A 24,649-nucleotide genomic window follows, 5' to 3' on the forward strand; every position below is an offset into this window, starting at 1 on the left:
TTATTTTTGTAATGTAAAGAAGAACGTTGTGCCCTCCCCTACGGTGCTTTCTAGCCAAATATTTCCTTGATATAGGTCTACTATTTTCTTCACAATAGAAAGTCCTATACCCGTAGAGTCTTTATGGTTATTAAGTGATTGAAAAATCTTAAATATTTTATCGTGGTACTCTTTAGGAATCCCGATTCCATTATCCTTGACCGTAAAGGTGTAATGTGTTTTACTTTCTGTAAATCCTACCTCTATGAGACCTTTGTCTTTATCACAATAACGTATCGCATTACTCATCAAGTTTTGAAACAACTGTTGTAACTTGACTTTATCTCCATTTACCGTAGGTAAATCTGGATGAATACTCAATGTAATATGTTCTGGACAGTGAAGCAAAGTTTCTATATCTGCTAGTACTTCTTGCAAGTTTACTCTTTGAGAAGCTGTATTTTCAGATCCTGCGCTTGAATATTCGAGCACGTCAGAAATGAGCTGTTCCATCTTTTCTAGCGTAGTGTCTATCATCTCTAGATGACTCTTTGTCACTTCTGTAAAAACGTCTTCATTATCATCTCTAATCCAGTTTACTAGCGCATTAATGCTCCTAAGCGGACTTTTAAGATCATGAGAAACTACGTGTGCGTACTCCTGTAGCTCATCATTACGTTTTTCAAGTTTCTTTAAGAGGTTTTCTTTCTCCAACTCTAGACTCTTGAGTTCTGTAATATCAAGGTGAACTCCTATAGAACCTATTACTTTGCCATTAATATTATAATTAGGTGCCGCGCTTATTAACCAGTGTTTCAATTCACCACTCTTAGTTATAGCCTGCACTTCGTATGAATTTGACGCTCCGCTCAACCTATCATTATTCTCTTGAGTGAGTTGTTTTTGAGACTCTGGAGTAAGTAATATCTCCTTCGCTTTTTTACCTAGGAGTTCCTCTTCGGTATAACCAGATAACAATTCAAAACTGTTATTGATCATCAAGACTTCATCATCAAGATTGACCTCAATAAGTCCCAAGTTCATGTTTGCAATAATGTCACTATATTTTTGACGTTCTGCTTCTATGCTTTCGCGAAACTTTCTTCTCAAGGTGACATCTCTATACGTCCAAAGGTGACCTTTATAAATACCTTCTTCATAAATAGGAATAAAATCTCTCTCCAAGATACGACCATCAACTAATTTAAGCTCATCAGATAGCGCTTGTTCTTTTTTTCGCGTAAGCGTATTTATTCTTGATACAAATTCTTCTGGATCTTTAAAAAGATCTTTGCTATCTTCAGCTGCATGCTCGCAGTTTACACCTATAAGTTGCTCTGGACTTGATGGAATATTAAAAAAATCGCAGAAGCGATTATTTGTGATTACAATATTGCGATGCTCATCTTCAAGTAGAATACCACTTTCTAGGTTTAAAATAAGTGCAGATAATCGATTTTCTGAATCTATAAGGCGCTGCTCGGCTGCCTTGTCTTGTGTAATATCTCTTACAATACCTTGGGCTGCTATAGGCTTACCATCTGCATTAAAGACAATGCTTGCATTAATATGAACTAACTTAATAGCTCCTGAAGCGATGATAATTTTTATTTGAAAATCTGTTATTGCACCTTTAGAGGTTAGGATATCAAAGCCCTCAACAACTTTGTCATTTTCATCTGGGTGGACAATATCCCAAAGATTGAAGTTATCTTCTAGACTATACCCAAGGAGTGTCATGGCAGCATCATTCATTTTGATAACATTGCCAGATAACTCCATAACTACATAGGCATCTACTATGTTTTCAAATACTCCCTCAAGTTCAGAAGTGCGTTCTTTTACAACATCTTCAAGTTTTGAATTTGAAACTCTTAACTCCTCAGATTTGTGATATAATTCTAATGACTTTTCCTCAAGAATACGCTCGGCTTCTTTTCTAGCTGCTTTTTCACGTGCTAGTGCTCTTTCATACATCTTGATTTTGGGGTCACTCATATGTTGCTATGCTGAATTTTACTTCGGTTCCGTTTTCTTTTAATTTTTCAACTAAGATAGTTGCTTTTGTATTAAAAAACTCAAAAGTTTTATTCATTAATCCGCGACCAAAGGCATGCATGGCTCTGCTTGACTTATAGATCATTACAAGACTCTCTGGAGTCTTCTCCTCTATTGAAAAAGTAGGTAACTCTGCATCTGGATAAATTTTTCTAACCTCTACATGTATGTGATTTTCTATAGATGAAAGCATCTCTATAGGGTCTGTATATTGCTTCAAAAATGATGGGTAGCTCTTCTCTACTACCGTAAAAAAATGCTCTCCATATACCAACAATAAATCATCAATTACAAGTCCCGTTTCCTTACTTAAATTAGTAAGTAAGCTCACCATTTCTGTAAAGCTATAGGTTCCTACTGCTGTATAAACACCATTAGAAGGTAACTCAGATTCATTAAGAATGGTATCAACCATTTCTAAGCCAAATTTTGTTTCGACAAGTTCTAAAAACTCTGTAAATACAATTCCTTTCATTATGCTTTGATTAATTCATTCATACTCCAATACTCTAACGCCGATTTTATTTTCTCAACGTAGTGATCGTACTTTAAAGGTTTAATAATATAACCTGCGACTCCCGTATCGTAACAAGCAAGTATATCCTTGCGATTACTTGAGGTAGTAAGCATGACTGTAGGTAAAAATCGTAAAACTTCATCTTTTTTCAAAATCTTCAAGAACTCTATGCCGTTGATTTTTGGCATATTAAGATCGAGAAACAGCACATCTGGTAAAACCGAGTGGTCTTTAAGTATTTCAAGTGCTTCCTCACCATTTTTTGCCTCTATGAGCTCATGGTTCATGTCTAGCTTTGCTATGGCTCGCTTGAGTTTCATTACCTCAATGGCATCGTCCTCAACGAGCAGTATTCTTAATTTTCTTGTCCCCAAAGTATTGATCTTTATGTTTTCAAAGTTGGTGATTAAATGTCAAAATACCTCCAAAAATTAGCTTAACGAGTCCTTTACTGTAGACGGATGACGTTTAAGTGTCGACGAGTGGTAATTTACATGTATAATTTATCATTTTTAAATGGACTTCTATATCCGTCATTAAATAATGGTTTCTCAAAAGCTGATATTCATCATATTCTCTGTTTTTATCAAACGTTAATTTTGAAAAAATTCAAAATCAATGTGTACCCTTATATCTAAGTACAATGTGGCAGGACCACGATATACAAGTTACCCTACTGTTCCTTACTGGGATCAAGATAACTTTACACTAACCCAGTGGAAGAACACTTTACAAAAAAGCTTTCGCAAAAGCAATACTTCACAAGGAATAAGTATCTATGTGCATTTACCTTATTGTGAGAGTATGTGTACTTTTTGTGGTTGCAATAAGCGTATTACAAAGAATCATGATCTTGAGATTCCTTATATACAATCTGTTCTTAAGGAGCTCCAGATGTACGTGACGTTACTAGGAGATAAACCGGTGATTAAACAGTTACACCTAGGCGGAGGAACGCCTACCTTTTTCTCACCAGCGCATCTTGAACGTCTTATGGATGGGATTTTTGCACTTACAAAAAAAGCTAGCACTTTTGAACTGAGCTTTGAAGGGCATCCTAACAATACAACAAAAGAGCACCTTGAGGCATTATACAACAAAGGGTTTTCTAGAGTTTGTTATGGTGTTCAAGATTACAATACAACCGTGCAGAAGGCTATAAATCGTGTACAACCATACGCACACGTTCAAAGCGCTACAGAAAATGCTCGTGCCACGGGTTATAACTCTGTAGGGCACGATATCATTTATGGACTACCCTTCCAAACGCAAGATGATGTTATAAATACTATAAATAAAACCATATCCCTTAGTCCAGACCGTATCGCTTTTTATAGCTATGCTCATGTACCATGGATAAAAGGTAATGGGCAGCGAGGCTTTAAGGATGGAGATTTACCTAGTGCAGACCAAAAGAGAATGCAGTATGAGATAGGTAAAAAGATGCTAGTTAAAGCAGGCTATGTTGAGATAGGTATGGACCACTTTGCACTTAAAACAGATGCATTATTTGAAGCCCAGCAAGCCGGAACTATACATCGTAACTTTATGGGATATAACGCCAGCAAAACCCAAGTAATGATAGGCTTAGGAGTCTCTGCTATAAGTGACAGCTGGTATAGTTTTGCTCAGAATGTAAAAAATATAGAAGAGTATCAACAACTTATTGAGGATGGAATTCTACCTATCTTTAGAGGTCATATCCTTACTGAAGAAGATCTTATCATAAGACAACATATTCTTAATTTGATGTGCTCATTTGAGACTTCATGGGGTGATGATCAAGAAAATTTTGCAGAGCTTCCAGATGTACTTATAAAATTAAAGGAATTAGAAAGCGACGGACTGCTAGAAATACATGCAAGAAAATTAATTGTTACAGAAAAGGGACGTCCATTTGTGAGAAATATATGTCTTCCATTTGATATGAGATTACAGCGCAATAAGCCGGAGACTCAGTTATTTTCTATGACGGTTTAAAAGTCACCTCAACATATACTAAAAAAGGGAAGCACTACTGCTTCCCTTTTTTTTACGCTTTTGAAGATTGTAAGACATCAGTAAGTCCTTGATTATCTATGTGAACTAATACGATCTCTCTTGTAAGTTAAAAAACATTGCAATGATATAAATAGGTCGAGACCTTTAAAAATTATAATGTTTAATAAAGTACTTGTGTATTCTTTTATGAATTGTAAACCTTTATTTTTCATCGGTTTTAGATTTTTTTGAGTCTGCTTTAATCATATTTACTACAATAAGTATCAGTGTAATACAAACTAAGGCAAATACTCCTATGAGTAGTGCTCCCATTCCCCAGTTTACGAGAAGTATTAAAAATTGTTCCATAATTATAATTGTTTGGTTGTTATTAATGACAAGAATGTTGTGCAGCTACTTTTTCTACACTTACCATCTTTGATGGTGATACGTATGGTATACCAAGACCAAGGCCGCGTACTATAAATAAGACTCCTACAATGACTACAAAAACAGGAATCACCTTAACGATGCCCTGCTTTGCTTTTCCTTTTAAAAAATTACCTAAATAGATAGCAGTAGTCATTAATGGAATAGTACCTAGCCCAAAAACTGCCATGTATAATCCTCCTTCCCAAGCACCACCAGAAGCAAGTGCGCCAAAGATTGCCATATATACAAGTCCGCAGGGTAGTAAGCCGTTGAGATATCCTATAGTAAAAAACGTACCTGGATCTTTTTTCTTAAGAGCGGTTCCCATGGAGCTCTTTACTTTCCCAACTGCCTTATATAACGGTCTTGAGAAGTTGTATTTATTGAAAATTTTAGTGGGTATGAGAATAACTACAATCATGAGTACACCTATGATTATAGATAGTTGCTGCTGGATACCAAAGAGATTGAAACTTTTACCTACAATCCCAAATACTAAGCCCAGAACACTGTAAGTAAGTATACGCCCAGCGTGGTAACTCATTAATTGGAAAGCTCTTTTTACAGGGCTTTTACGATCTACGGGTAACATAAATGCAATGGGACCACACATTCCCACACAGTGGAAACTGCCCAAAAGACCAAATATGAGTGCAGACCACAACATTAGTAAACGATTGACTTTTTATACATGTATTCCTCTACCCCGTCTGTCCACTCTATGATAATGTTCCATCGACCGTCTATCAGCTGTTTGTCAGGTATGAGCAAATTAGATTCTGAAATAACCAAAGGCACTTCAAAATCAAGTTGCTGATTAGACGGTCTGTATAGAAACACTTTTCCTTTATTTGTACTCTTTGAGATAGACGTTGGGAAGGTAAGTAACCATCCCTCTGGCGTACGTTTTCCGCTAATCTCACCTACGAGATTGCGCGCATTAGTCTCTGCATCTATTTCGGTTTGATATGCCATTTCCTTGGCATAATACTCTTCTGTCACAAGATCATGACTATAATTATCATCTGTGCTCATCGTGATAACCATATACAGAATAAAGCCCATAAAACAAGCCATCGCCACTACAATACCCTTTCCCCAGTTCCATTTCATAACTCTTGTGTTTTTGTGATTTCTTGATTATTCTTGAGCGCTTCCATCATCAACTTTGCGCTGCATGCTTCGTTAGTTCCTGGCTGTCCTTTTTTACAACCGTCACAACATTTTTTATGCTCTGTACTCATAGTTTTTTTGTTTTGCTTTCGCGAAAGCGTACTCTTACTTATAACTTCTAGGGCCCAAAAATGCCGTTGTTGTAGTCTCAATAAGCTGGTCACCGCTGTACACTTCTATTTCCAAACGTTCTTTATCGCTTTTAATACCGCTTGCATTGATTTCTATAAATAGCGTTCCCTCTGCTAGTCCTTGTGGGTCTACACTAAATTCATTACCAGAAACAACTTCTATGGTTCCCTTGTGAGAGCGTAGCTCAAAGTGTACGTCCTCTATCTCCTCTACCGTTTTATTAACCAACTTAAAGGTGTAGACATTACTAATCATGTTATTGTCTTTGTGCTCATAAAGCTGTCCTGGTAATCTGAGAATGCGAGCTTCTACATCATTACGTAAAAACAACATCCCTATGAGTACCGCAGTAAGAATACCTAGTACGGCAACATACCCTTTAAGACGAGGTGTGAATTTGAAAGGTTCTTTCTTTTCAATATTATCTTCACTTGCATAACGTATAAGACCTTTAGGGAGATTTACCGCTTCCATCATATGGTCACAAGCATCTATACAAGCGGTACAGTTTACACATTCTAACTGTGTACCGTTGCGTATATCAATCCCAGTAGGGCAAACATGCACACAGGCAAAGCAATCTATACAATCTCCTTTTCCAGTAGATGGTCTGTCTTCATTTTTCTTAAACTTAGCTCTTCCTTCTTCCTTCTCTCCACGTTTATGATCATAAGCAACGATAATAGATTTGTTATCTAGCAAGACTCCTTGCAATCTTCCGTAGGGGCAAGCTATAATACAAACCTGCTCTCTAAACCATGCAAATATGAAATAGAAAACTCCAGTAAATATGAGAAGTGATACTAGCGTACTAACATGCTTTGATGGTCCATCTGTGATATACCTAATAAGCTGGTCGCTACCTATGAGGTAAGCAAGAAATACATTTGCAATAAGAAATGAGATGATAAAAAATATAGTCCATTTTAAAACTCTCTTTTTGATTTTCTCCTTATTCCATGGCATTTTATCTAAGCGTATTTGCTTACCTCGATCGCCGTCTATCCAATACTCAATGCGACGAAAAACCATCTCCATAAAAATAGTTTGAGGACAAATCCAGCCACAAAATATTCTACCAAATGCTACCGTAAATAGAATTACAAATACTACCCCAATGATCATCATGATTACAAAGAGGTGAAAATCTTGAGGCCAGAATGGGTACCCAAAAATATTGAATCTACGCTCCAGCACATTAAACATGAACAGCTGGTTCCCTCCTACTTTTATAAACGGTAAACTAAGTAAAATAGCAAGTAATAAATAACTCACATACTTACGGTACTCGTACCATTTTCCACTTGGCTTCTTAGGAAATACCCATGCGCGCTTCCCTTCTTTATCAAGGGTCCCCATGGTATCTCTAAAGTTATCTTTTCCTTGCTCTGCCATATTATTACCTAGATAAGATTAACAGAAAAATACTATCTGCATCACCTATGACCTCGTGCTCTACCTCTAGTGGTATTTCATACGTCTCATAGGTATTTATTGATTTTGAGAAAGTCGCTGTTCTAAAAGTGACCGTTCCCTGTATGATCAAGATTTGCGCTTTACTAGGTGCTGTATGCTTTTCTAACACCACATCCTTTTTAAGTCCTATTGCTATAATTTTAGTCTTATTATTTTCATAATAAGGCTGTATTATTGGAGTAGTGCTTGTGCTTAATGCAATCGCTATATCTTGTATCATCTGCGTGAACTTTAGTTACTAGTTAACTGCACTGCTGTGCTATCTGTAACAACATCCTTCACCGGCATTGCTGGTGCATCTGGATCTATCCATAACTCCCCTTCTGCTTCCTTAGGCTCTGCAGGCGTAGTGCCTTGTAAGCTTAACACGAAGCTAGCTACTTGCGCCATCTCTGCAGCTTTAAGTTCAGACTTCCAGGAGATCATACCTTTACCATCACGACCACCTTCTGATATAGTTTTGAATACATTTTTGATTCCTCCACCCAGTATCCAGTGTTGGTCTGTGAGGTTAGGTCCTATACCTCCACCTCCATCTGCTTTGTGACAAGCAATACAGTTATTTGTAAAAATGGCTTTACCAGCACTGATATCACTCGCATCTGTAAGCAGTGTTACCGTATTTACATCTACAAGATCTTTTGCCGTTTTTTTCCATTCTTCTATTTCTGCTTTTGCTTCGGCCACAGCAACTTCATATTCTTCGGCTTGGTTATAGTCGTCTAGTACTTCAAAACGTACCAGATATATAACTGCAAAGACTATCGAAGCATAAAACATATATACCCACCATGGTGGCAAGTTGTTATCAAGCTCTTGTATACCGTCATAGTTATGATCCAGTATAATCTCATGCTCTTGAGCTATCTCTTTACTTCCTAGAGATGCTTTATACTTTTCTTTAATCCATTTAAACTGATTTGCTTCTGCAAGTGCCTCTTCTTCATCAAATTTGGCTTGTGCTTCTGGCTTAAGCGTTCTGTAAAGGACATTGCGCAACGCAGCCATGCTTACTTCTCCTGCTGTATAAAAAAGCATGATTACACCTAGTATAGCCCAGACCCACGGTTGCTCGAGAAATATAGAGGTCTCACCTGTAGTCCCCACATAATCAATTAGAAAATAACCTAATAGTGAAAAACCTAATATTCTTAAAAATGATGCAGTCGTTCTCATTCTTCTATAGTATTTACGTTGAGTGTATCATCATTAAGCGGGATGTTACTTACCTCTGTGATGTGTGCTTTCTTTGCTGTAAATACCCAAAAGAATAGTGCAGCAAAAAAGATGAAAAATATGAGTAATGACACTATAGGATAGATCTCCACTCCATCTATATTTTCTAAGTTTCCTTTTATAAATTTAAACATGGTGCTAGTCGTTTAAGATGGATGTAGTACCATCTGCGTTTTTAACTTTAATATCTGTTCCTAGTCGCTGTATGTATGCTATAAGAGCTACCACCTCACGGTTGCGCATCTCTACAAAGTCTTCACCGTTTTCTTCGGCATACTTTTTATCTGCCTCATAAGTTTTGGCAAAGTCTGGATCTGAGTAGAGGTTCTTCTCTATCGCTATTCCCTGTGCGGTCATAGACTCTTGCGCATTTGCAATATCTTCTGGAGTATACGGAACCCCTAACGTAACCATGGCTTCCATTTTTTCTTCTGTAAGATCTTTATCAAGCTCTCTACGTAGTAACCATTTGTAGGATGGCATAATAGAACCAGACGAAGTACTCTGCGGGTCATAGAAGTGATTCAAGTGCCAGTTATCACTGTACTTTCCTCCCACACGCATAAGGTCTGGCCCTGTACGTTTGCTTCCCCATAAGAATGGGTGATCATACACATACTCTCCCGCTTTTGAGTATTCTCCATAGCGCTCTACCTCACTTCTAAATGGTCGAACCATTTGAGAGTGACACCCTACACAGCCTTCACGTATGTAAATGTCTCTACCCTGTAGCTCTAGTGGTGAATATGGCTTCACACTTGATATCACTGGAATATAATCATCAACAATAAGCGATGGAATAATTTGCACCATACCTCCAATAAGAATTGCGATAGTTGCAAAAATGGTAAGCTTTACCGGGCGTCTTTCTAACCATGTATGGTATCCTTCCTTTGAGGTACGTTTTTTAGTTACTGTAGATAAAGGTGCAGCTTCTGCAAGCTCATCTGTAACATTATTTCCTGCACGAGCAGTCATGATCAGGTTATACACTCCTATAAGTGCTCCTACAATAAACATACTACCACCTATTGCACGCATCCAGTACATAGGGATAATCTCACTTACTGTTTCTAAAAAGTTACCATAGGTAAGCGTTCCATCGGGATTAAATTGCTTCCACATAAATGCTTGTACAAAACCTGCAACATACATAGGTAGGGCATACAATATGATACCTAATGTTCCTATCCAGAAGTGGAAGTTAGCTAGTTTATTTGACCATAATTTTGTCTTGAATAATTTTGGAACCATCCAGTACACCATACCAAATGTGAAGAAACCATTCCAAGCAAGTGCACCTACGTGTACGTGAGCAATAATCCAATCACTAAAGTGAGCGATCGCATTTACATTTTTAAGCGAGAGCATAGGCCCTTCAAAGGTTGCCATACCATAACCAGTAATCGCAACAACCATAAATTTAAGAACAGGATCTGTACGTACTTTATCCCACGCTCCACGTAGTGTAAGTAGTCCGTTTATCATTCCTCCCCATGAAGGTGCTAGAAGCATGATAGAGAATGCAACACCAAGATTCTGTGCCCAATCTGGAAGTGCAGAATACAACAAGTGGTGAGGTCCAGCCCAGATATAGATAAATATAAGTGACCAGAAGTGTACAATAGAAAGTCTATAAGAATACACAGGTCTATTTGCTGCCTTAGGTACAAAGTAGTACATCAATCCTAAGAAAGGAGTGGTTAAGAAAAATGCTACCGCATTGTGACCGTACCACCACTGTACTAGCGCATCTTGTACACCGGCATACATTGAGTAACTTTTAAGAGCACTTACTGGCAGCTCCATACTATTTACAATATGTAGTACCGCAACAGTAACAAAAGTTGCTAGGTAAAACCAGATAGCAACGTATAAGTGTCGCTGTCTTCTTTTAAGGATAGTACCTATCAAGTTGGCTCCAAATGCTACCCATATAAGAGCAATTGCAATATCAAATGGCCATTCTAGCTCTGCATATTCCTTTGATGTAGTAAACCCTAGCGGAAGTGTAATTGCTGCTCCCACGATAATGGCTTGCCATCCCCAGAAGTTTAAATTACTGAGCCAGTCTTTCCACATACGAGCTTTAAGCAAACGTTGTGAAGAATAATAGACACCCGCAAAAATAGCGTTACCTACAAAGGCAAAGATGACTGCATTAGTGTGTAAAGGACGTAAACGTCCAAAACTTAACCACGAGATGCCGTCTGTTACATTAGGGAATAAAAACATAAAGGCTAGAAGTAGCCCTATGCTCATCCCTACGATGCCCCAGAACATTGTAGCCACTATAAATTTTCGTACGATTTTATTATCGTAATAGAATTGTTGTACTTCCATAGTTTGATTAGTTACTCTTTTATTTGGATGGATTTTTCAGTTGGCTCAGGTGTGGTATCGGTACTTTTATCTTTGACTAATTCATCATCAAAAAGCATACGCACAGATGGCGTGTAGGTGTCGTCATATTGTCCTTTTTGCACAGATATTACAAATGCACAAAAGAAGACGAGAGCAACAACAACACTAATTGCGAGAAGCATATAAATAATACTCATACCTACCTGATTTATGGTGTAAAATTAAGATTGAAGTTTTTTTCTAATTATGACAATTGTCAGTTTTGGATAAATAGATTAGATATGCTTACGCGAAAAATTGCGTTCCCATAAAGCATCTCCTTTTAGATGTAGAAAAATCTTGGCAAACGTGACTAGTCATAATGCAAGCGATAATTAAACTCCCACAGATATGAGTGTTTCTTGCGCATTCTTCGATATTTTTTTAAGCCTATTGAGTATAGGGCTTGCACTAGTAGTGGCGCATGGACAACTCATCATGAACTGTTGTTCAAAACGAGTAATTACTCTTACATACATATGTAACATAGTTGTAATACTTAAGCCTACTGTACTACATACACAAGACACCCCATTTAAGCCATTTTGCAAACTATAAATTTGTTTTTCAGTATCTCGTGCCCAGGTATCAAAAACCGATTGATCTGCTCGTTTATGTGCCGACTTATGGAACAATCCCATAAGATCACGCTCTGTGTAAGATTGTTTTTTAAATGCAATTTGAGCTAGTTGATGTGTAGCCTGTATATGAGTAATACTATTCATATTATAGTTTTTTTGATGTGAGATTTCTACCCATAAAATGAGTAGCAATCGTTGTAAATAAGACGATACTAATGGAACTAAGGGGCATTAAAATAGCGGCAACTACGGGAGCAAGATTGCCCGTAATTGCAAAGCCTAAGCCTATAAGATTATAGAATAATGAGAATATGAAAGCATACTTAATGATGCGCACTCCCTTGTGAGAAAGATTTAAAAAAGTAACAATATCTGTAAACTTTGAAGCGTCTAGAATCCCATCACAGGCTGGCGAAAAAACGTTGACGTTTTCTGAGATAGAAATACCTACGTGGCTCTGCGCAAGTGCTCCAGCATCATTAAGCCCATCACCCACCATGAGCACATTCTTACCTTGCTCTTGTAAGTTTTTTATAAAGTCTAATTTATCTCCAGGCTTCTGATTGAAAAGTAGTGTTGCATTATCTGGTAATAGCTGTGATAAAAAAGTGCGCTCTCCATCATTATCTCCAGAAAGTATTATTAAGTCATAATTACTTTTTAACTCACTAAAAAGCGATTGTACACCTTCTCTATATTCATTGTAAAAAATATAGCATCCTTTGTACTCGTTATCCGTACTTATATGCACAGCAGTACGTTGGGCGCCAGCTGCTGGTGAAGTAGCATGATTAGTCGCCACAAAACCATAAGATCCTACCTTAATGGTGTGATTGTTATGCGTTCCTGTAATTCCTTGCCCTACCTCTTCTGTAAATGAGTCTAGCGTTTTTATTTCATGAGATTCTAGCAAATCATACAGAGATCTACTCAAGGGATGGTTTGAAGCTCTCAGCGTGCTTGTTAACAGTGCTTCCTCTTCTGGTGTAAGCGCCACTCCTTCATAAGTGATTACACTTTTTGCACTCGTAGTAAGTGTTCCCGTTTTATCAAAAACTATCGTGTCTATGTGAGCAAGCTGCTCAATAACACCGCTGTTTTTTAAATATAGCTTATGTCTACCAAAAATACGAAGCACATTTCCTAATGTAAATGGTGCCGCCAGTGCGATAGCACAAGGGCAAGCTACAATGAGAACTGCCGTAAATACCTGAAGTGCTTTTGATGTATCTATAAATAACCAGCAACTAGTTGCTACAATTGCAATAATGAGCAAACTCACCGTAAAACGCCTACTTATACTATCTGTGAGCGTTTCAAAAACGGTCTGTCTTCCTTTTGAAAATATTTCGTTAGACCATAATTGCGTGAGGTAACTTTGTGCCACTGGCTTGAGCACTTCTACTTCTATGGATCCCGCTTGTTGCCTTCCACCAGCAAATAACTGATCACCAGATTTTTTGGCTACTGGTTCTGCTTCTCCTGTAACAAAGCTGTAATCTATGAGTGCATTGCCGTTAATCAAGACGCCATCTACAGGTAATAACTCACTGTTGCGTATTAGAATTCGGTCGCCTTTTTTAAGGTCGTATACTTGTGTTTGCTCCTCTTTTCTTGAAGGTTGCGCTTTCGCGAAAGCGTCATCATCCTTATACAATCGTGTTACAGCAATAGGAAAGTACGACTTATAGTCTCGCTCAAAAGAGAGATAGGCATAGGTCTTTTGCTGAAAGAATTTACCTAGCAACAAGAAAAATACAAGTCCCGCCATACTATCAAAAAATCCTGTTCCCCAGTCCATGACGATTTCTACTGTAGAACGTATGAATAGTACCGAAATACCTATAGCTATGGGCACATCAATATTTAAAATCTTTGATCGAAGCCCTTTGTATGCAGATACAAAGTAGTCACGGCCAGAATAAAATGCTACAGGGACTGCAAAGGCAAACATCAACCATCTAAAAATGTACTTGAATTTATCAAGCCAAAACTCGCTTACCTCAAAATACTCTGGAAAGGAAAGGAACATTATATTTCCAAAAGCAAAACCTGCAACACCCAGCTTATACGTCAAGCTTCTGTCTACTGTTTTTTTCTTCTTTGTGGTATCTTCAAGTGAGATGTAAGGTTCATAGCCTATTCTCGCTAGAAGGATTACTAGATCTTGTAGTGACAGCTCACTAGATGAGTAGGTGATTCTTATAGTTTTCTTAGGGAAGTCTACCTGCGCGGTTTTGACCGCAGGATTCAATTTGTTTAGATTTTCTAGTACCCAGATACAAGAACTGCAATGTATAGTTGGGATTAATAAAGACACCACTTGTGTTCCTTGCTCATCAAACTCTAAAAGTTGGGCAACTACTTGTTCATTTTCTAAAAAGTCAAACTTACCTTCTTGAAGTAGCGGAGACGTACCTGGTGTATTCTCAAGGTCGTAGTAATACGACATATCATTATCGCTCAAGATGTCATATACCGTCTTACAGCCGTGACAACAAAAGGATTTTTCTTGGTGGTGTATCACTGTTGTACAGGGATCACCACAATGGAAACAATTATCCATAATTCTAATTTGCTCAGACTTACAAGAAGTCCATTATACCTATGGCAAATTTGAGATTATGTTGGTTTTTAAATTATGATAAATATCAGCTTTAGATTATTTTAAGGCTATGTACACCTCATTTTAGATGGAATAAACAACTTCCTTAATCATTTATAAAGCTGATTAATATCATCTTTTACACTTTATGATTCGGTTACTTTTGGGATATAAATAAACCCACAACAATGAAAAAGCGCACTCCTATTTCTAGCATTATGACCACGAATCTGGTTACTCTAAAAACAACAGATTCCTTAGAGCATGCCGAGCAACTTTTTAAAGAGCATCAAATAAGACACATTCCCGTTGTCGCAGAAACGCATATCATTGGGATGCTGAGCTATACAGATTTATTAAGAATAAGCTTTGCAGATGCAGTAGATGAAGATGAACAAGAGGTTGATACTGTTGTTTATAATATGTTTACCATTGAGCAAGTAATGGCAAAAAAACTTGTAAGTGTTACTCCAGAAACAACCATTAAAGAAGTGGCAGAAATTCTAGCTAATAAGGAATTTCACGCGCTTCCAGTATTGCAAGACGGTACGCTTGTAGGGATTGTTACTACCACAGATTTAATTCAGTTTTTACTAAAGCAATTTTAGAACATAGCATTATAACATTATAAAGAGGATATTGCTACATGCACTTATCCTCTTTTTCTTTGCTCATTTTTAAATAGTTACAAAACTCGTTATATTTAGTAGAAAAAGATAACTATGAAAATTACAGCGATGCATTGGGTAGCGATTACTACCCTACTTTTGATCACAGTCACCATTTTTGCCACAATGAATCTAGCTTTTAACTGGGTATTTTATATCACAATGCTAGGTCAAGCGTCTGTGGTTGTAATGGTTTACAAAGTACTCAAAGACAATTATGTTACAAATAAAACCTTTGAGGATAGGTATGAAGACTTCCCACAACGAGGACGGTCTTAGTGTTTATTTTTCTTATAAAAGTGCGCTATCATGTAGTCATAATCTACAACACGATAGCGCAATTATTATGATTCCTTACTAATCAGGAGCTCCTATAATTAATAGTTCTTGATCCTCAAGCGCCCAGACTAGCATACTTATATAATCTTTGATTGCCTTGCGATCATTATCTGGCTCTGTAACATCTATGGCACCTTTCCAAATAATCTCACGTTCTTTTGTAGGGCAAATACAATATAATGCGCTCTCAGCATGATATACGGTATATTTTTGCATCTCTTCGTCCTCTACATAAAGCCCTTGACTTGAGTAATAATCATCTTCAAAACCATTAAAACTTTTATCCCAACTGCGGTAAGATTGTACTAGCGTCACCTTGTCCTCTGCTCCTAACACTTTTGAGACTAGAATGGCGTCAAACCCTTCTGAAAGCATAGCTCTCTCTAGCGCTCCTAGCTCCTCTTCTGTACGTGGACGGGACGTGAAGTCTGAGTTAAAGAATACATCACTTTTCACTGCATTTACCCCTTTGTCTTTAAGCTGATTTACTAGTCGTTTTTCAAAAAGCTCTCGGTTTTTTACATCATTTGTCATTGCTAGTACTAGTACTTTCTCTGCTTTAAAAACATCGATTTCTGGATTTTTCCAGTTTTCTATAAGCTCAGAGCTATTGCAACTTTGTAACAAACTCATTAGACAAATACTTGCGCATAGTATTAGGGATCTCATCATTTTCATTTTACTTAATTTGTTTGTGTTTACTTTTTGCAAATACTGATTTCATTGTAGTAAAAACTTCTTTTTTAAGAAGGTTGTATTTTTCTAAATAGCTCTCAATTTTCATTTCAAGCAATAGGTGTGCATCTTGAAATGTACGCTCTGTTTGAAAATCGTCTTTACCATCAGTAAGGACCTTGATGTCGTTGAGATGTGTAGAAATTCTATCTTGTATTTTAGCTATTTCTTGCTCTAGGCTGTTAAGTGTTACAACGAGATGTTTTGCGTGTTCATAAGCATTATCGACAAGAAGCATGAGTGTATGCTCTGCTAGTAATTTTGCAAGAAATCCTTGTTCTACACGTGTAAATTCTACTTGTGATTTCCACTGTAATGTGACCTCGTGTATCAACTGAGCATCATTCCACTCAAGGTATTTAAACTTATATTGGTTAAAGAATGAATGTTTCATAATAGCCTAGGGTTTTGATAATATAGAAAAAACACTTTCGCGAAAGCGTAGAAAAACCACTCCTGATTCCCCTTTAACCAGGAGATGGCTCTCCATGTAATCTCCATTTGAAATGAAGAATTACATATCTATACTTTATTTCTTTTTTGTCTTAAGAATATTACCGCAGTAATTGAAAATCTCACTCTTAGTTTTATTGTAACTATCAATAAATTGTCTGTATTGATCTTTAATAGCTAGGTGTTTTTCTTGAAAAAACACATCACAGGAAACCGTATCGCACTCTAGCATCCCACTTAACTCTGCATCATGTTTAACAAGAAGCGTCTGGATGCTTTTAAGATGCACTTTAATTTTAGAAACCTCTGTTTTATATTGCTCTAACCTCTCAAAAAGATTAGGTGAGCTATGCTCAAAGATGTAAGAATGGATTAGATTTTCTATAAAGTGAATTTCATCACTTGCGAGTGCTATATTAGATTTCCAGACTTTTACATCTTGATGAAACTGGTCTATTGTAAGTGGCAGTGTCGTTTCCATACTAAAAGAATTTTATGTGTTAACTAACTCAAAAATAGCCCACTATATCTACTCAAACTATGATAATTATCAGCTATCGAGCAGTAAATATCACTCACCTACGTTACACAAAAACTGTATATCCTTTAAAATTTTTGATTTTCTAGTCTCAGAAATTCCTAAATGATCTAGGTAAAAGCTATCTCCCAGCAATTGTTTACATAGCACTATATCTCTACTTAGTAAGAAGTTTTTCTCTCTCTTTGTAAGAAGCGTAGAAACGGTTATGGGATATAAACCTAGTGCTTCAATTTGCTCTTTTAACCCCTTACCTTTAGGATAATCCCAGCTCAATAAAGCAAGTCCTGCGCAGGTACCATAATCTATAGCGTCCTTTGTAAAACGAGTATTAGTAATCACCCATCCTTCAGTACTTTTAGATGTTTTGGTTTTTGTAGCGGCAACGATATCATTGTATCTCGCATGAATATAAAGTGGGACTTTCACATTACAAATATTTCCTTTCTCCTTATGAAACTTGCACTCTATGTACAGTGTTTGCGTTTCGCTACTTGCAATCACATCCACTTCATGTTGTACGCATTTTCCATTTACCACGACACCTACCTCAATATCAAAGCCACTATACTTGAATATCTGCCCTATAAATCTTTCAAAGGGAAATCCAGTTGGACCGAGCTCGTAAATTGCTTTTTTTAATTTATACTTAGATGCAAATACAGACTTCTTTTTTTTAAGCAAAGTAAAAGCACGATTAAATATTTCTTTAGTAGAAATCCCTTCGTATAACTCATCGTAAACTATCTGTATAATATGAGAAACATCTTCCTCGCTCGCACCACTGCATAATAATGAAGCCCTAAGTTTATCTATAGAAAAGTCTACCTCTTCACCAGAATATTTCTTTATTTTGATAGATTTTCTTCCCACTAGGTCAACTAATTTTAGAGCTAATTATAAATGTATTTTTATGTTATTTTAAAGGTTACGCTTTCGCGAAAGCGGATTAATCACAATTTTAATTACGTAAATCATGCATCACTAATAATGGCACTTTACTGAACATACCAAGCTCCTTAATCATAGGTGTAGTAAAAACACTCCCAAAAAAGGCATGTTTTCTATTAATGATTGCGACCATATCACTGTCACGGCTCTCTACAAAATTTCTCACACCAATAGTAGCATCTACTCCACTCAGATGGTGGAAACTAAATGATGCATCTTCTAGACATTCTGCTAGTAATTCTTTATTTGCTTCTTGTTGTTTACTCAGTTTCTCATCTGGATTTACATAGAGTACACAAATATTTGCCTCTTGAAGATTTGCAATTGCAGTGAGATTACTAAGTTCCTTACGCTTGTAATGCGTTTTATATCCTGTAGGCATTACAATCTCTTTGAGACTGGCTACTCGTACATCTAGAGGCACTCCAATTACAGGGCAATTGCGCAATTTTTCCATGGCTAGAATAGTACTTGTTCCAAAAAGAGCTCCCCTACTATTACTAGCTCCTTTGGTACCCATAACCACCAGCGATACATCTCGTTGCTCAATTATAGCTTCCATTACCTCCATAAGACCACCAAATTTTGTGATAATCTCATATTCATGTTTAGGGTTTGTATCTCTAAATTCTATCATACTCACCAGCTTAGCCATGTGCTTCTCTGATGATGTTTTTGCACTCTCATAAGACGGTGTTCCAGGTTCTGGAACCATCAAATCGCCTAAGTTATAACCTTTAGTTCTATAGGTGTTGAGAACAATGAAAGAACATTCTTCATGCTTAAAAAGATCGGCTGCGTAGGTGAGCGCGTTCCAAGCATTTTTTGAGAAATCTGTAGGTATTAGAATTTTCTTTTTCATCGTGTAAGTGTTTGATTATGAAATAAAAATACAGGAGTACTATTACAAAAACTATGATATATATCAGAACGATTCTGGTAATATCAATAAGGGTATTTCTGAGTGGAAGCTTAACTTATCTACAAACGATTTTTTAAAAAGTTTCTTTAAAAAGCCACTTTTATGGTACATCAACACTAATAAATCAATATTGTGTTCCTTAATAAAAACGCCTAGTGCATCTTCCATCTTAGTAGTACTAGACAACCAGTGTGTAGTATAAGAGATATCTTCTAGTTTATTCTTGAGTTTTCTATAATTAGTCTCTACAGTCTCACCAGGACTCATATGACTGTACACATGGGTGATGTACAGTTTTGAGTTATGAATTCTTACTAGTTCCTTAATGATTTCCAGTGGATACTGAGCATAATCAATTTTAAGATCTGTAGCATAAGCTATTTCTGTAGGCCTACTAGGAGTTGCTTGTTGTGGCACTACCACAACAGGAATGGGTTTTACATTATTTATGAGCTTTACCGTTTGCGTCCCTATGAAAATCTCTTGTACTCCAGAAGATCCTTTTGTACCCATCACAACTATATCTATAGCGTCATTAATGATACTTTTGTTTACCATTTTATATAATGACTGTGCTCCAGTTACTAAGTTTACTTCTAGCTCAATGCTATCGCTATCAACAATGATTTTATCTTTTATAGCGGCTAGCTTTTTTAAACTATCGGCTTCTAGTTCATTATATAATTGCTCATTTCTACCTATGTCTATACGACTTGTATTTGTAGAGAATAGATGTTCAAATGAGTGTGCTAGTGTTATGGTGCACTTCTCATCTGGATACAATCTAGTTGCATAGCATAATGCGTTGTAAGCGTTTTTAGAAAAATCTGTAGGTACGAGTATATGTGCCATAGTAATAGTTTTATAGGTCTAAACTAATATCTAAACACCTCCTATTCTATGACAATAATCAGTTTTGAGCTGGCAATATTAAAAACGGTAAAGTGGTATGAAAAGACATTTTATTGACAACTGGCTCACGCATGAGACTTTCAAAAAATGTTTTAGGATAATCAATCATCACAAGTAAATCAATGTCTAGTTCTTTATCAAAAATATTGATACAATTTTCTAGTGATGAAAATTCTGGAACCACATGAAATCTATAGTCTACCGCAGCTAGCAAATCTTCTAACTCTTGTAAATGTGCTTTCTTATCAGGAGAGAGCGTTGTTTTCTTGTACACCTCAACCATGCGTATGGTGGACTTCCATAGCTTAGTTAATGTAATGAGTGGCTCCAGCTCTTCTTTACTATATCCTCTCTTAAAATCTGTGGCAAAGCCTATGTTTTCTGGATTTACAAAAGCGGCTTGTTCTGGAATTATAAGTAATGGTATTCTCTGTTTCAAGGAGACAATATCATAGGCAGTACTGCCCATAAATATTTCTTTAAGACCTGAGGCGCCTTTTGTTCCCATAATTATATAATCATAAGCCTGACTCTCTAGCGAGCTAATACCCTCCTTGAGATGTCCCGAGTAACTCAACGTTTTATAATAAAAAGTCGTACTCTTATCTCTACTTAGAATTTCTGATAGAAATACAGATAAGCGTACTTCTGACTCGTCTTGTAAATCCCTGTAAATCTTAGAAAGCGCCAGCGGACTTTTATTACCTAATAACTGTAATGCAGATGGCTCATAAGCATGAAAGATTGTAAATGTTGTTTCTTTACCCTTAAATAAATACTGTGCGTATGTAAGCGCATTGAGTGCATTATTTGAAAAATCTGTAGGTATTAATATATGCAACATTATAAGGTAGTTTTAGATGGAGGTAAAATCATAAAAGGTACAGAAGCGTGATGCACTATATTGCGCACTACTGGTGTAAACAAGAGGTTCTCAAAAAAGCTATGCTTGTTATGCACTAGCACAAGTAAGTCTATCTTATGTTTAGACTGGAAGTCTGCTACAGCTTCTAGTACATCCATTCCATCTGCAACTTCGTTAAGGTGTGCATCTCTCTCAAAGTACTCATCAAGCAACTCTTTGTTTTCTAGCTGTTCCCTATCTAACTCAATACCATAATAAGCATTTAAAAAAATAAGCCTAGCTATGTGTTTTCTACATAATCTTTCTAGCAAAGAGAGTCCTACTTGATTAGTGCCAGAGCGATAATCTGTAGTAAATAGAATATCTTTGAGAGCCTTAAACTTATAGTTTTCTGGAACTCCTATCACCGGTACTTTTGCATCTTTTACAACCTGCATAGTTTGTGATCCTATAAATACCTCCTTGAGACCAGAAGCTCCACTAGTACCCATAATAATGGCATCTATCTCTAAGGTTGCGACTATCTCGTTTACTTCTACTGTAAGCACATTATAACTAGAAATTGGGCTAAATGTATGCTTATTGTTAGGGTAGGCATCTGTTGCTCTGGTTATAATCTTGTCGAGATTCTCAAGAGATGCCTTTTTATACATCTCGCCTAAGTCTACATTAAGTGATGTATGACTATCATAAATCGTAGTTGTATACAACGCAACTGGTGTATATGTATTTACAACATAAAAAGTACAAGCTTCGTTTATAAATAACTGTACGGCATACTCTAGTGCATTATAGGATGCCTCAGAAAAATCAGTTGGTATAAGGATACGTTTCATAAAAAAGATAGTTTAGCGTGAGAGATTCTGTAAAATTAAAAATGGAATTTTGGTATTGAGACCTACTTTATCAATGGTAGAAGTATGTAACAATGTTTCCATGTAAGTGTGCTTTGAGTTTACCAGCACCACCATGTCGATCTTATGGCTACTTATATGCTCATTTATAATTTGAGCAATATCTCCTTCGTCATGACGTGTGTAAATTTGTTCGCTTTCGCGAAAGCGGTATTCCCAACCACTCTTGACATCTTCTTGTCTAAGAGATAATCTATCAAAGTTTGATATGTAAAGTAAGTGCAACTCAGAACGAAAGCTATTTGCCATACAGCTTATGAGCTTTAGCTCTCTATTTTTGAAAGGAATCAATAATTCTGAAGGGAATAAAATACGCTCTGGTCGCTCATATTTGTACCCTAACGGAATACCTAGAACAGGGCATTTTACATATTTTACTACTTGTAGAGTATTGCTGCCATACGTGATATTACGATCTGCTGTCTTTCCTTGAGACCCCATTATCACAAGATCTGCATTCTCACTGTTTACAAGACTATTAACCTCATCAACTAAGGTTCCAAATATCGCATGAGATTCTAATTCATGCCGCGGGTTAGGCTCTTGGGCCATCGCTTGCTCTAAGACCAAGGCTAGAGATTCTTCTGTTTCTTTATGTTTAACTGCTTTATATTCTTCTAGAATATCTCTTGAGAGCACATCCTTATTTTCATAAACCTCATCTGCATAAGTATGAACTAGTATGAATTTACTTTTTTCATATTTAAAATACTGCTGTGCACAGCTAAGCGCATTAAAAGCATTTTCTGAAAAATCTGTAGGTACGATAATAACTCTCATAGTCGTAAGTGTTTATACTCAAAACTAGAAACTTAACAGTAAGCAAACTATGACTTTTATCAGCTTGCAGGTTATTCATGTACTATTAAAAATGGAATGTTTTTATGATAATCCTTCTCTTCTGTAAGAGCGGGAGAAAACAAGATATTCTCAGACAGATTGATGTTTTTTGCGAATAAGACTACAATATCAACTTTCTGTATATCTATAAAAAATTGTAACGCCTCATCCATAGTTTTTTCCATCACAAAGTGAAAACTATGAGGAATACTATCAAATGCCGACTGTAAAAAGGTTTTATTGGTTTGCTGGGTTTCACTCAGTGCATTACCCGTTTTTGATAATTGTAATACATTGAGGTGTGCATCTGCCTTTTGAACAAAATTATTAATGATAGAAGTGGGCTCTGCTCTATGATTAAAATTATAATCTGTGATTAATACCACTTGCTCTGGACTTTTACAATAAAACTCTCTAGGCACAATGAGTACTGGGCACTTTAAACGAGTGATAACTTCACGTACATGACTTCCTTGTAAAAATTCACTAAAAATATTCGGGTAGCTTGTGCTCATCACAATAAGGTCTATGTGATTATCTGCTACTGCCTTACGCATACCACCTATAAAGTCACTCTTCCAGGTAAGTGGTATAATTGTTTGTCCTCCCGCTATTACTTTATCCAACTTTTTTACCCAAGAAGTGAGCTGCTGCGTAGGAGGTTCACAGATTGTTGTCTCATGATCTGCACTATAATCAAGCTCTTCAGAAAAGAAGAGATAAAAGTGCACTCTAGGACTTTTATATAAGTTTATTGCACATAAGGCTGTGTTCCATGACTGGCTTGAAAAATCTACAGGTATAAGAATATGCTTCATGAGTACTATATATAATAGTACAAATGTATTTTACGAGCAGCGTGTAAAATATGATAAAAGTCAGTTATTGATATTTTAATCAATCATCGCAAGACCTTCGACATTTAGTAGTCTAATGTTACGTCCTTCTATCTCTATAAGTCCTTCTTTTTTAAAGCCAGATAACGTTCTTATTAAACTCTCTGTAGCGATACCAGCAACACTAGCAAGATCATTGCGAGCTATCCTGATTCCTTCTTCTGGTTTTTTATTGAGAATGGCAGCAAATTGCAAGATAGTTTGTGCTGTCTTTTTACGCACAGAGCTATATGCCATTTGTAATAATTGCCCCTTTATCTCTGCGAGATTATCAGTAAGTAACTCCATCAATTGCAAAGAAACATTCTTACTATTTTCAAGCACGTCTTTGAGTTCATTCTTACTCACACCTACAACTGTAGTTTCCTCTATAGCTGTAGCAGACTCTTGATAAGCAATGTTATCTACAAATGAGGTAAAGCCCAAAAAATCATCTGCCTTAAAAAGAGCGGTAATTAATTCTTTTCCATTCTCATCCATTTTATGGGTTTTTACCACACCTCTTGAGATAAGATATATCATATTAGAGTGAGCTCCCTCTTTGTAAATTAAGGCTCCTTTTTTAAATGAGTATTCTATACCCTCATCATCAAAAAAGTTTTTAAGTTCATTAAGGCTTCGTAATGAATCTTCTTCTAGAACTGGCGCGTCATCCTTAATAGTGCTGTTAAGTATCATGGCCTTTGCTATTCTACTTTCTATGGCACTTATGAGTTCTTCTTCTTCAAAAGGTTTTGTGAGATAGTCATCTGCTCCCATATCCATTCCCTTTCTAATCTCCTTATGCTCTGTCTTTGCCGAAAGGAAAATAAAAGGAATATGACTAGTAGCAGGATCGCTAGACAGTGCCTCAAGTACTCCATATCCATCTACTTCTGGCATCATGATATCACATACTACAATTTGCGGAGGGTTTGCTTTTGCCATTTCTATCCCTATACGACCATTAGGTGCCGTTTCCACATCATAATTAGATAGCTCTAGCAGCTCTGCAGTATTCTCACGCAAAGCCATATCATCTTCTATTAATAGTACCTTTTTCAT

The 24,649-nt window shown here is 36.6% G+C and carries 29 protein-coding genes; 3 read left to right on the forward strand and 26 right to left on the reverse strand.

From position 1 onward, the window contains the following. From SJY23_RS13985 to SJY23_RS13995, 3 genes are read right to left on the reverse strand one after another with little or no spacing between them, the layout of a single operon-like run. A complete protein-coding gene (locus SJY23_RS13985; protein ID WP_396596819.1) occupies positions 1-1,977 on the reverse strand; it encodes a PAS domain S-box protein in 1,977 nt (658 codons plus the stop codon). Beyond that, positions 1,970-2,512, reverse strand: coding sequence for a heme NO-binding domain-containing protein (locus SJY23_RS13990; RefSeq protein WP_035336583.1), 543 nt, complete (start codon positions 2,510-2,512; stop codon positions 1,970-1,972). Before SJY23_RS13990 ends, SJY23_RS13985 begins: the two co-directional genes overlap by 8 nt. After that, on the reverse strand, positions 2,512-2,928 hold the full coding sequence (locus SJY23_RS13995) for a response regulator (RefSeq protein WP_035336581.1): 417 nt from the start codon (positions 2,926-2,928) through the stop codon (positions 2,512-2,514). The genes SJY23_RS13990 and SJY23_RS13995 overlap by 1 nt, the downstream gene beginning before the upstream one ends. Positions 2,929-3,172: 244 nt before the next feature. Here SJY23_RS13995 and hemN point away from each other — a divergent pair, with 244 nt between their 5' ends. Further along, the gene (gene hemN / locus SJY23_RS14000; protein WP_396596820.1) at positions 3,173-4,534 is read left to right on the forward strand and encodes an oxygen-independent coproporphyrinogen III oxidase; all 1,362 of its coding nucleotides are present in this window, start codon (positions 3,173-3,175) and stop codon (positions 4,532-4,534) included. 222 nt (positions 4,535-4,756) lie between these two features. Here the strand turns inward: hemN and SJY23_RS14005 are convergent, their stop codons facing one another. The 12 genes from SJY23_RS14005 to SJY23_RS14060 form a co-directional block, all read right to left on the reverse strand. Further along, the gene (locus SJY23_RS14005; RefSeq protein ID WP_192816515.1) at positions 4,757-4,903 is read right to left on the reverse strand and encodes a hypothetical protein; all 147 of its coding nucleotides are present in this window, start codon (positions 4,901-4,903) and stop codon (positions 4,757-4,759) included. Between the two features lie 22 nt (positions 4,904-4,925). Beyond that, positions 4,926-5,633 (reverse strand): sulfite exporter TauE/SafE family protein, encoded by a 708-nt coding sequence (locus SJY23_RS14010; RefSeq protein WP_396596821.1) that lies wholly within the window; start codon positions 5,631-5,633, stop codon positions 4,926-4,928. Further along, the gene (locus SJY23_RS14015; protein WP_396596822.1) at positions 5,633-6,079 is read right to left on the reverse strand and encodes a FixH family protein; all 447 of its coding nucleotides are present in this window, start codon (positions 6,077-6,079) and stop codon (positions 5,633-5,635) included. Before SJY23_RS14015 ends, SJY23_RS14010 begins: the two co-directional genes overlap by 1 nt. After that, positions 6,076-6,210: a hypothetical protein gene (locus SJY23_RS14020; RefSeq protein ID WP_261375735.1), complete on the reverse strand. Its 135-nt coding sequence runs from the start codon at positions 6,208-6,210 to the stop codon at positions 6,076-6,078. The genes SJY23_RS14015 and SJY23_RS14020 overlap by 4 nt, the downstream gene beginning before the upstream one ends. A gap of 34 nt (positions 6,211-6,244) precedes the next feature. Beyond that, positions 6,245-7,666 (reverse strand): cytochrome c oxidase accessory protein CcoG, encoded by a 1,422-nt coding sequence (ccoG, locus tag SJY23_RS14025; RefSeq protein WP_396596823.1) that lies wholly within the window; start codon positions 7,664-7,666, stop codon positions 6,245-6,247. A 4-nt stretch (positions 7,667-7,670) separates the two neighbouring features. Next, the gene (locus SJY23_RS14030; protein ID WP_396596824.1) at positions 7,671-7,967 is read right to left on the reverse strand and encodes a hypothetical protein; all 297 of its coding nucleotides are present in this window, start codon (positions 7,965-7,967) and stop codon (positions 7,671-7,673) included. Between the two features lie 11 nt (positions 7,968-7,978). Further along, positions 7,979-8,923 (reverse strand): cbb3-type cytochrome c oxidase N-terminal domain-containing protein, encoded by a 945-nt coding sequence (locus tag SJY23_RS14035; protein WP_396596825.1) that lies wholly within the window; start codon positions 8,921-8,923, stop codon positions 7,979-7,981. Next, a complete protein-coding gene (locus SJY23_RS14040) occupies positions 8,920-9,117 on the reverse strand; it encodes a CcoQ/FixQ family Cbb3-type cytochrome c oxidase assembly chaperone (RefSeq protein WP_013751852.1) in 198 nt (65 codons plus the stop codon). The genes SJY23_RS14035 and SJY23_RS14040 overlap by 4 nt, the downstream gene beginning before the upstream one ends. Positions 9,118-9,121: 4 nt before the next feature. Beyond that, the gene (gene ccoN, locus SJY23_RS14045) at positions 9,122-11,326 is read right to left on the reverse strand and encodes a cytochrome-c oxidase, cbb3-type subunit I (protein ID WP_396596826.1); all 2,205 of its coding nucleotides are present in this window, start codon (positions 11,324-11,326) and stop codon (positions 9,122-9,124) included. Between the two features lie 11 nt (positions 11,327-11,337). Next, the gene (ccoS, locus tag SJY23_RS14050) at positions 11,338-11,544 is read right to left on the reverse strand and encodes a cbb3-type cytochrome oxidase assembly protein CcoS (protein WP_035336572.1); all 207 of its coding nucleotides are present in this window, start codon (positions 11,542-11,544) and stop codon (positions 11,338-11,340) included. A 177-nt stretch (positions 11,545-11,721) separates the two neighbouring features. Then, positions 11,722-12,111, reverse strand: a complete 390-nt coding sequence (locus tag SJY23_RS14055) for a hypothetical protein (protein WP_396596827.1) — start codon at positions 12,109-12,111, stop codon at positions 11,722-11,724. 1 nt (position 12,112) lies between these two features. Beyond that, complete coding sequence (locus SJY23_RS14060) at positions 12,113-14,533, reverse strand: heavy metal translocating P-type ATPase (RefSeq protein ID WP_396596828.1); 2,421 nt, start codon at positions 14,531-14,533, stop codon at positions 12,113-12,115. A gap of 227 nt (positions 14,534-14,760) precedes the next feature. Between SJY23_RS14060 and SJY23_RS14065 the strand changes: the two genes are divergently transcribed. Both SJY23_RS14065 and SJY23_RS14070 read left to right on the forward strand, forming a co-directional pair. After that, complete coding sequence (locus tag SJY23_RS14065; protein ID WP_396596829.1) at positions 14,761-15,180, forward strand: CBS domain-containing protein; 420 nt, start codon at positions 14,761-14,763, stop codon at positions 15,178-15,180. A 114-nt stretch (positions 15,181-15,294) separates the two neighbouring features. Then, positions 15,295-15,519: a hypothetical protein gene (locus SJY23_RS14070; protein WP_035336566.1), complete on the forward strand. Its 225-nt coding sequence runs from the start codon at positions 15,295-15,297 to the stop codon at positions 15,517-15,519. Positions 15,520-15,597: 78 nt separating this feature from the next. Here SJY23_RS14070 and SJY23_RS14075 read toward each other — a convergent pair whose 3' ends face one another. The 11 genes from SJY23_RS14075 to SJY23_RS14125 form a co-directional block, all read right to left on the reverse strand. Beyond that, positions 15,598-16,212, reverse strand: a complete 615-nt coding sequence (locus SJY23_RS14075) for a hypothetical protein (RefSeq protein ID WP_396596830.1) — start codon at positions 16,210-16,212, stop codon at positions 15,598-15,600. 46 nt (positions 16,213-16,258) lie between these two features. Beyond that, complete coding sequence (locus SJY23_RS14080) at positions 16,259-16,708, reverse strand: hypothetical protein (protein WP_396596831.1); 450 nt, start codon at positions 16,706-16,708, stop codon at positions 16,259-16,261. A 135-nt stretch (positions 16,709-16,843) separates the two neighbouring features. Continuing rightward, on the reverse strand, positions 16,844-17,248 hold the full coding sequence (locus tag SJY23_RS14085; RefSeq protein ID WP_396596832.1) for a hypothetical protein: 405 nt from the start codon (positions 17,246-17,248) through the stop codon (positions 16,844-16,846). 90 nt (positions 17,249-17,338) lie between these two features. Further along, positions 17,339-18,178 carry a restriction endonuclease gene (locus SJY23_RS14090; protein ID WP_396596833.1) on the reverse strand — a complete coding sequence of 280 codons (840 nt, stop codon included), beginning with the start codon at positions 18,176-18,178 and terminating at the stop codon, positions 17,339-17,341. 88 nt (positions 18,179-18,266) lie between these two features. Continuing rightward, the gene (locus tag SJY23_RS14095; protein WP_396596834.1) at positions 18,267-19,118 is read right to left on the reverse strand and encodes a universal stress protein; all 852 of its coding nucleotides are present in this window, start codon (positions 19,116-19,118) and stop codon (positions 18,267-18,269) included. Positions 19,119-19,181: 63 nt separating this feature from the next. After that, on the reverse strand, positions 19,182-20,030 hold the full coding sequence (locus SJY23_RS14100) for a universal stress protein (RefSeq protein WP_396596835.1): 849 nt from the start codon (positions 20,028-20,030) through the stop codon (positions 19,182-19,184). Positions 20,031-20,088: 58 nt separating this feature from the next. Then, positions 20,089-20,934 (reverse strand): universal stress protein, encoded by an 846-nt coding sequence (locus tag SJY23_RS14105; protein ID WP_396596836.1) that lies wholly within the window; start codon positions 20,932-20,934, stop codon positions 20,089-20,091. Then, a complete protein-coding gene (locus tag SJY23_RS14110) occupies positions 20,934-21,791 on the reverse strand; it encodes a universal stress protein (RefSeq protein WP_396596837.1) in 858 nt (285 codons plus the stop codon). Before SJY23_RS14110 ends, SJY23_RS14105 begins: the two co-directional genes overlap by 1 nt. 12 nt (positions 21,792-21,803) lie before the next feature. Continuing rightward, positions 21,804-22,649 carry a universal stress protein gene (locus SJY23_RS14115; protein WP_396596838.1) on the reverse strand — a complete coding sequence of 282 codons (846 nt, stop codon included), beginning with the start codon at positions 22,647-22,649 and terminating at the stop codon, positions 21,804-21,806. A 71-nt stretch (positions 22,650-22,720) separates the two neighbouring features. Then, a complete protein-coding gene (locus tag SJY23_RS14120; protein WP_396596839.1) occupies positions 22,721-23,527 on the reverse strand; it encodes a universal stress protein in 807 nt (268 codons plus the stop codon). Between the two features lie 75 nt (positions 23,528-23,602). Then, a complete protein-coding gene (locus tag SJY23_RS14125) occupies positions 23,603-24,649 on the reverse strand; it encodes a response regulator (protein WP_396596840.1) in 1,047 nt (348 codons plus the stop codon).

Origin of the sequence: Dokdonia sp. R86516, assembly GCF_044596715.1 — a bacterium.
Lineage (GTDB): Bacteria > Bacteroidota > Bacteroidia > Flavobacteriales > Flavobacteriaceae > Dokdonia.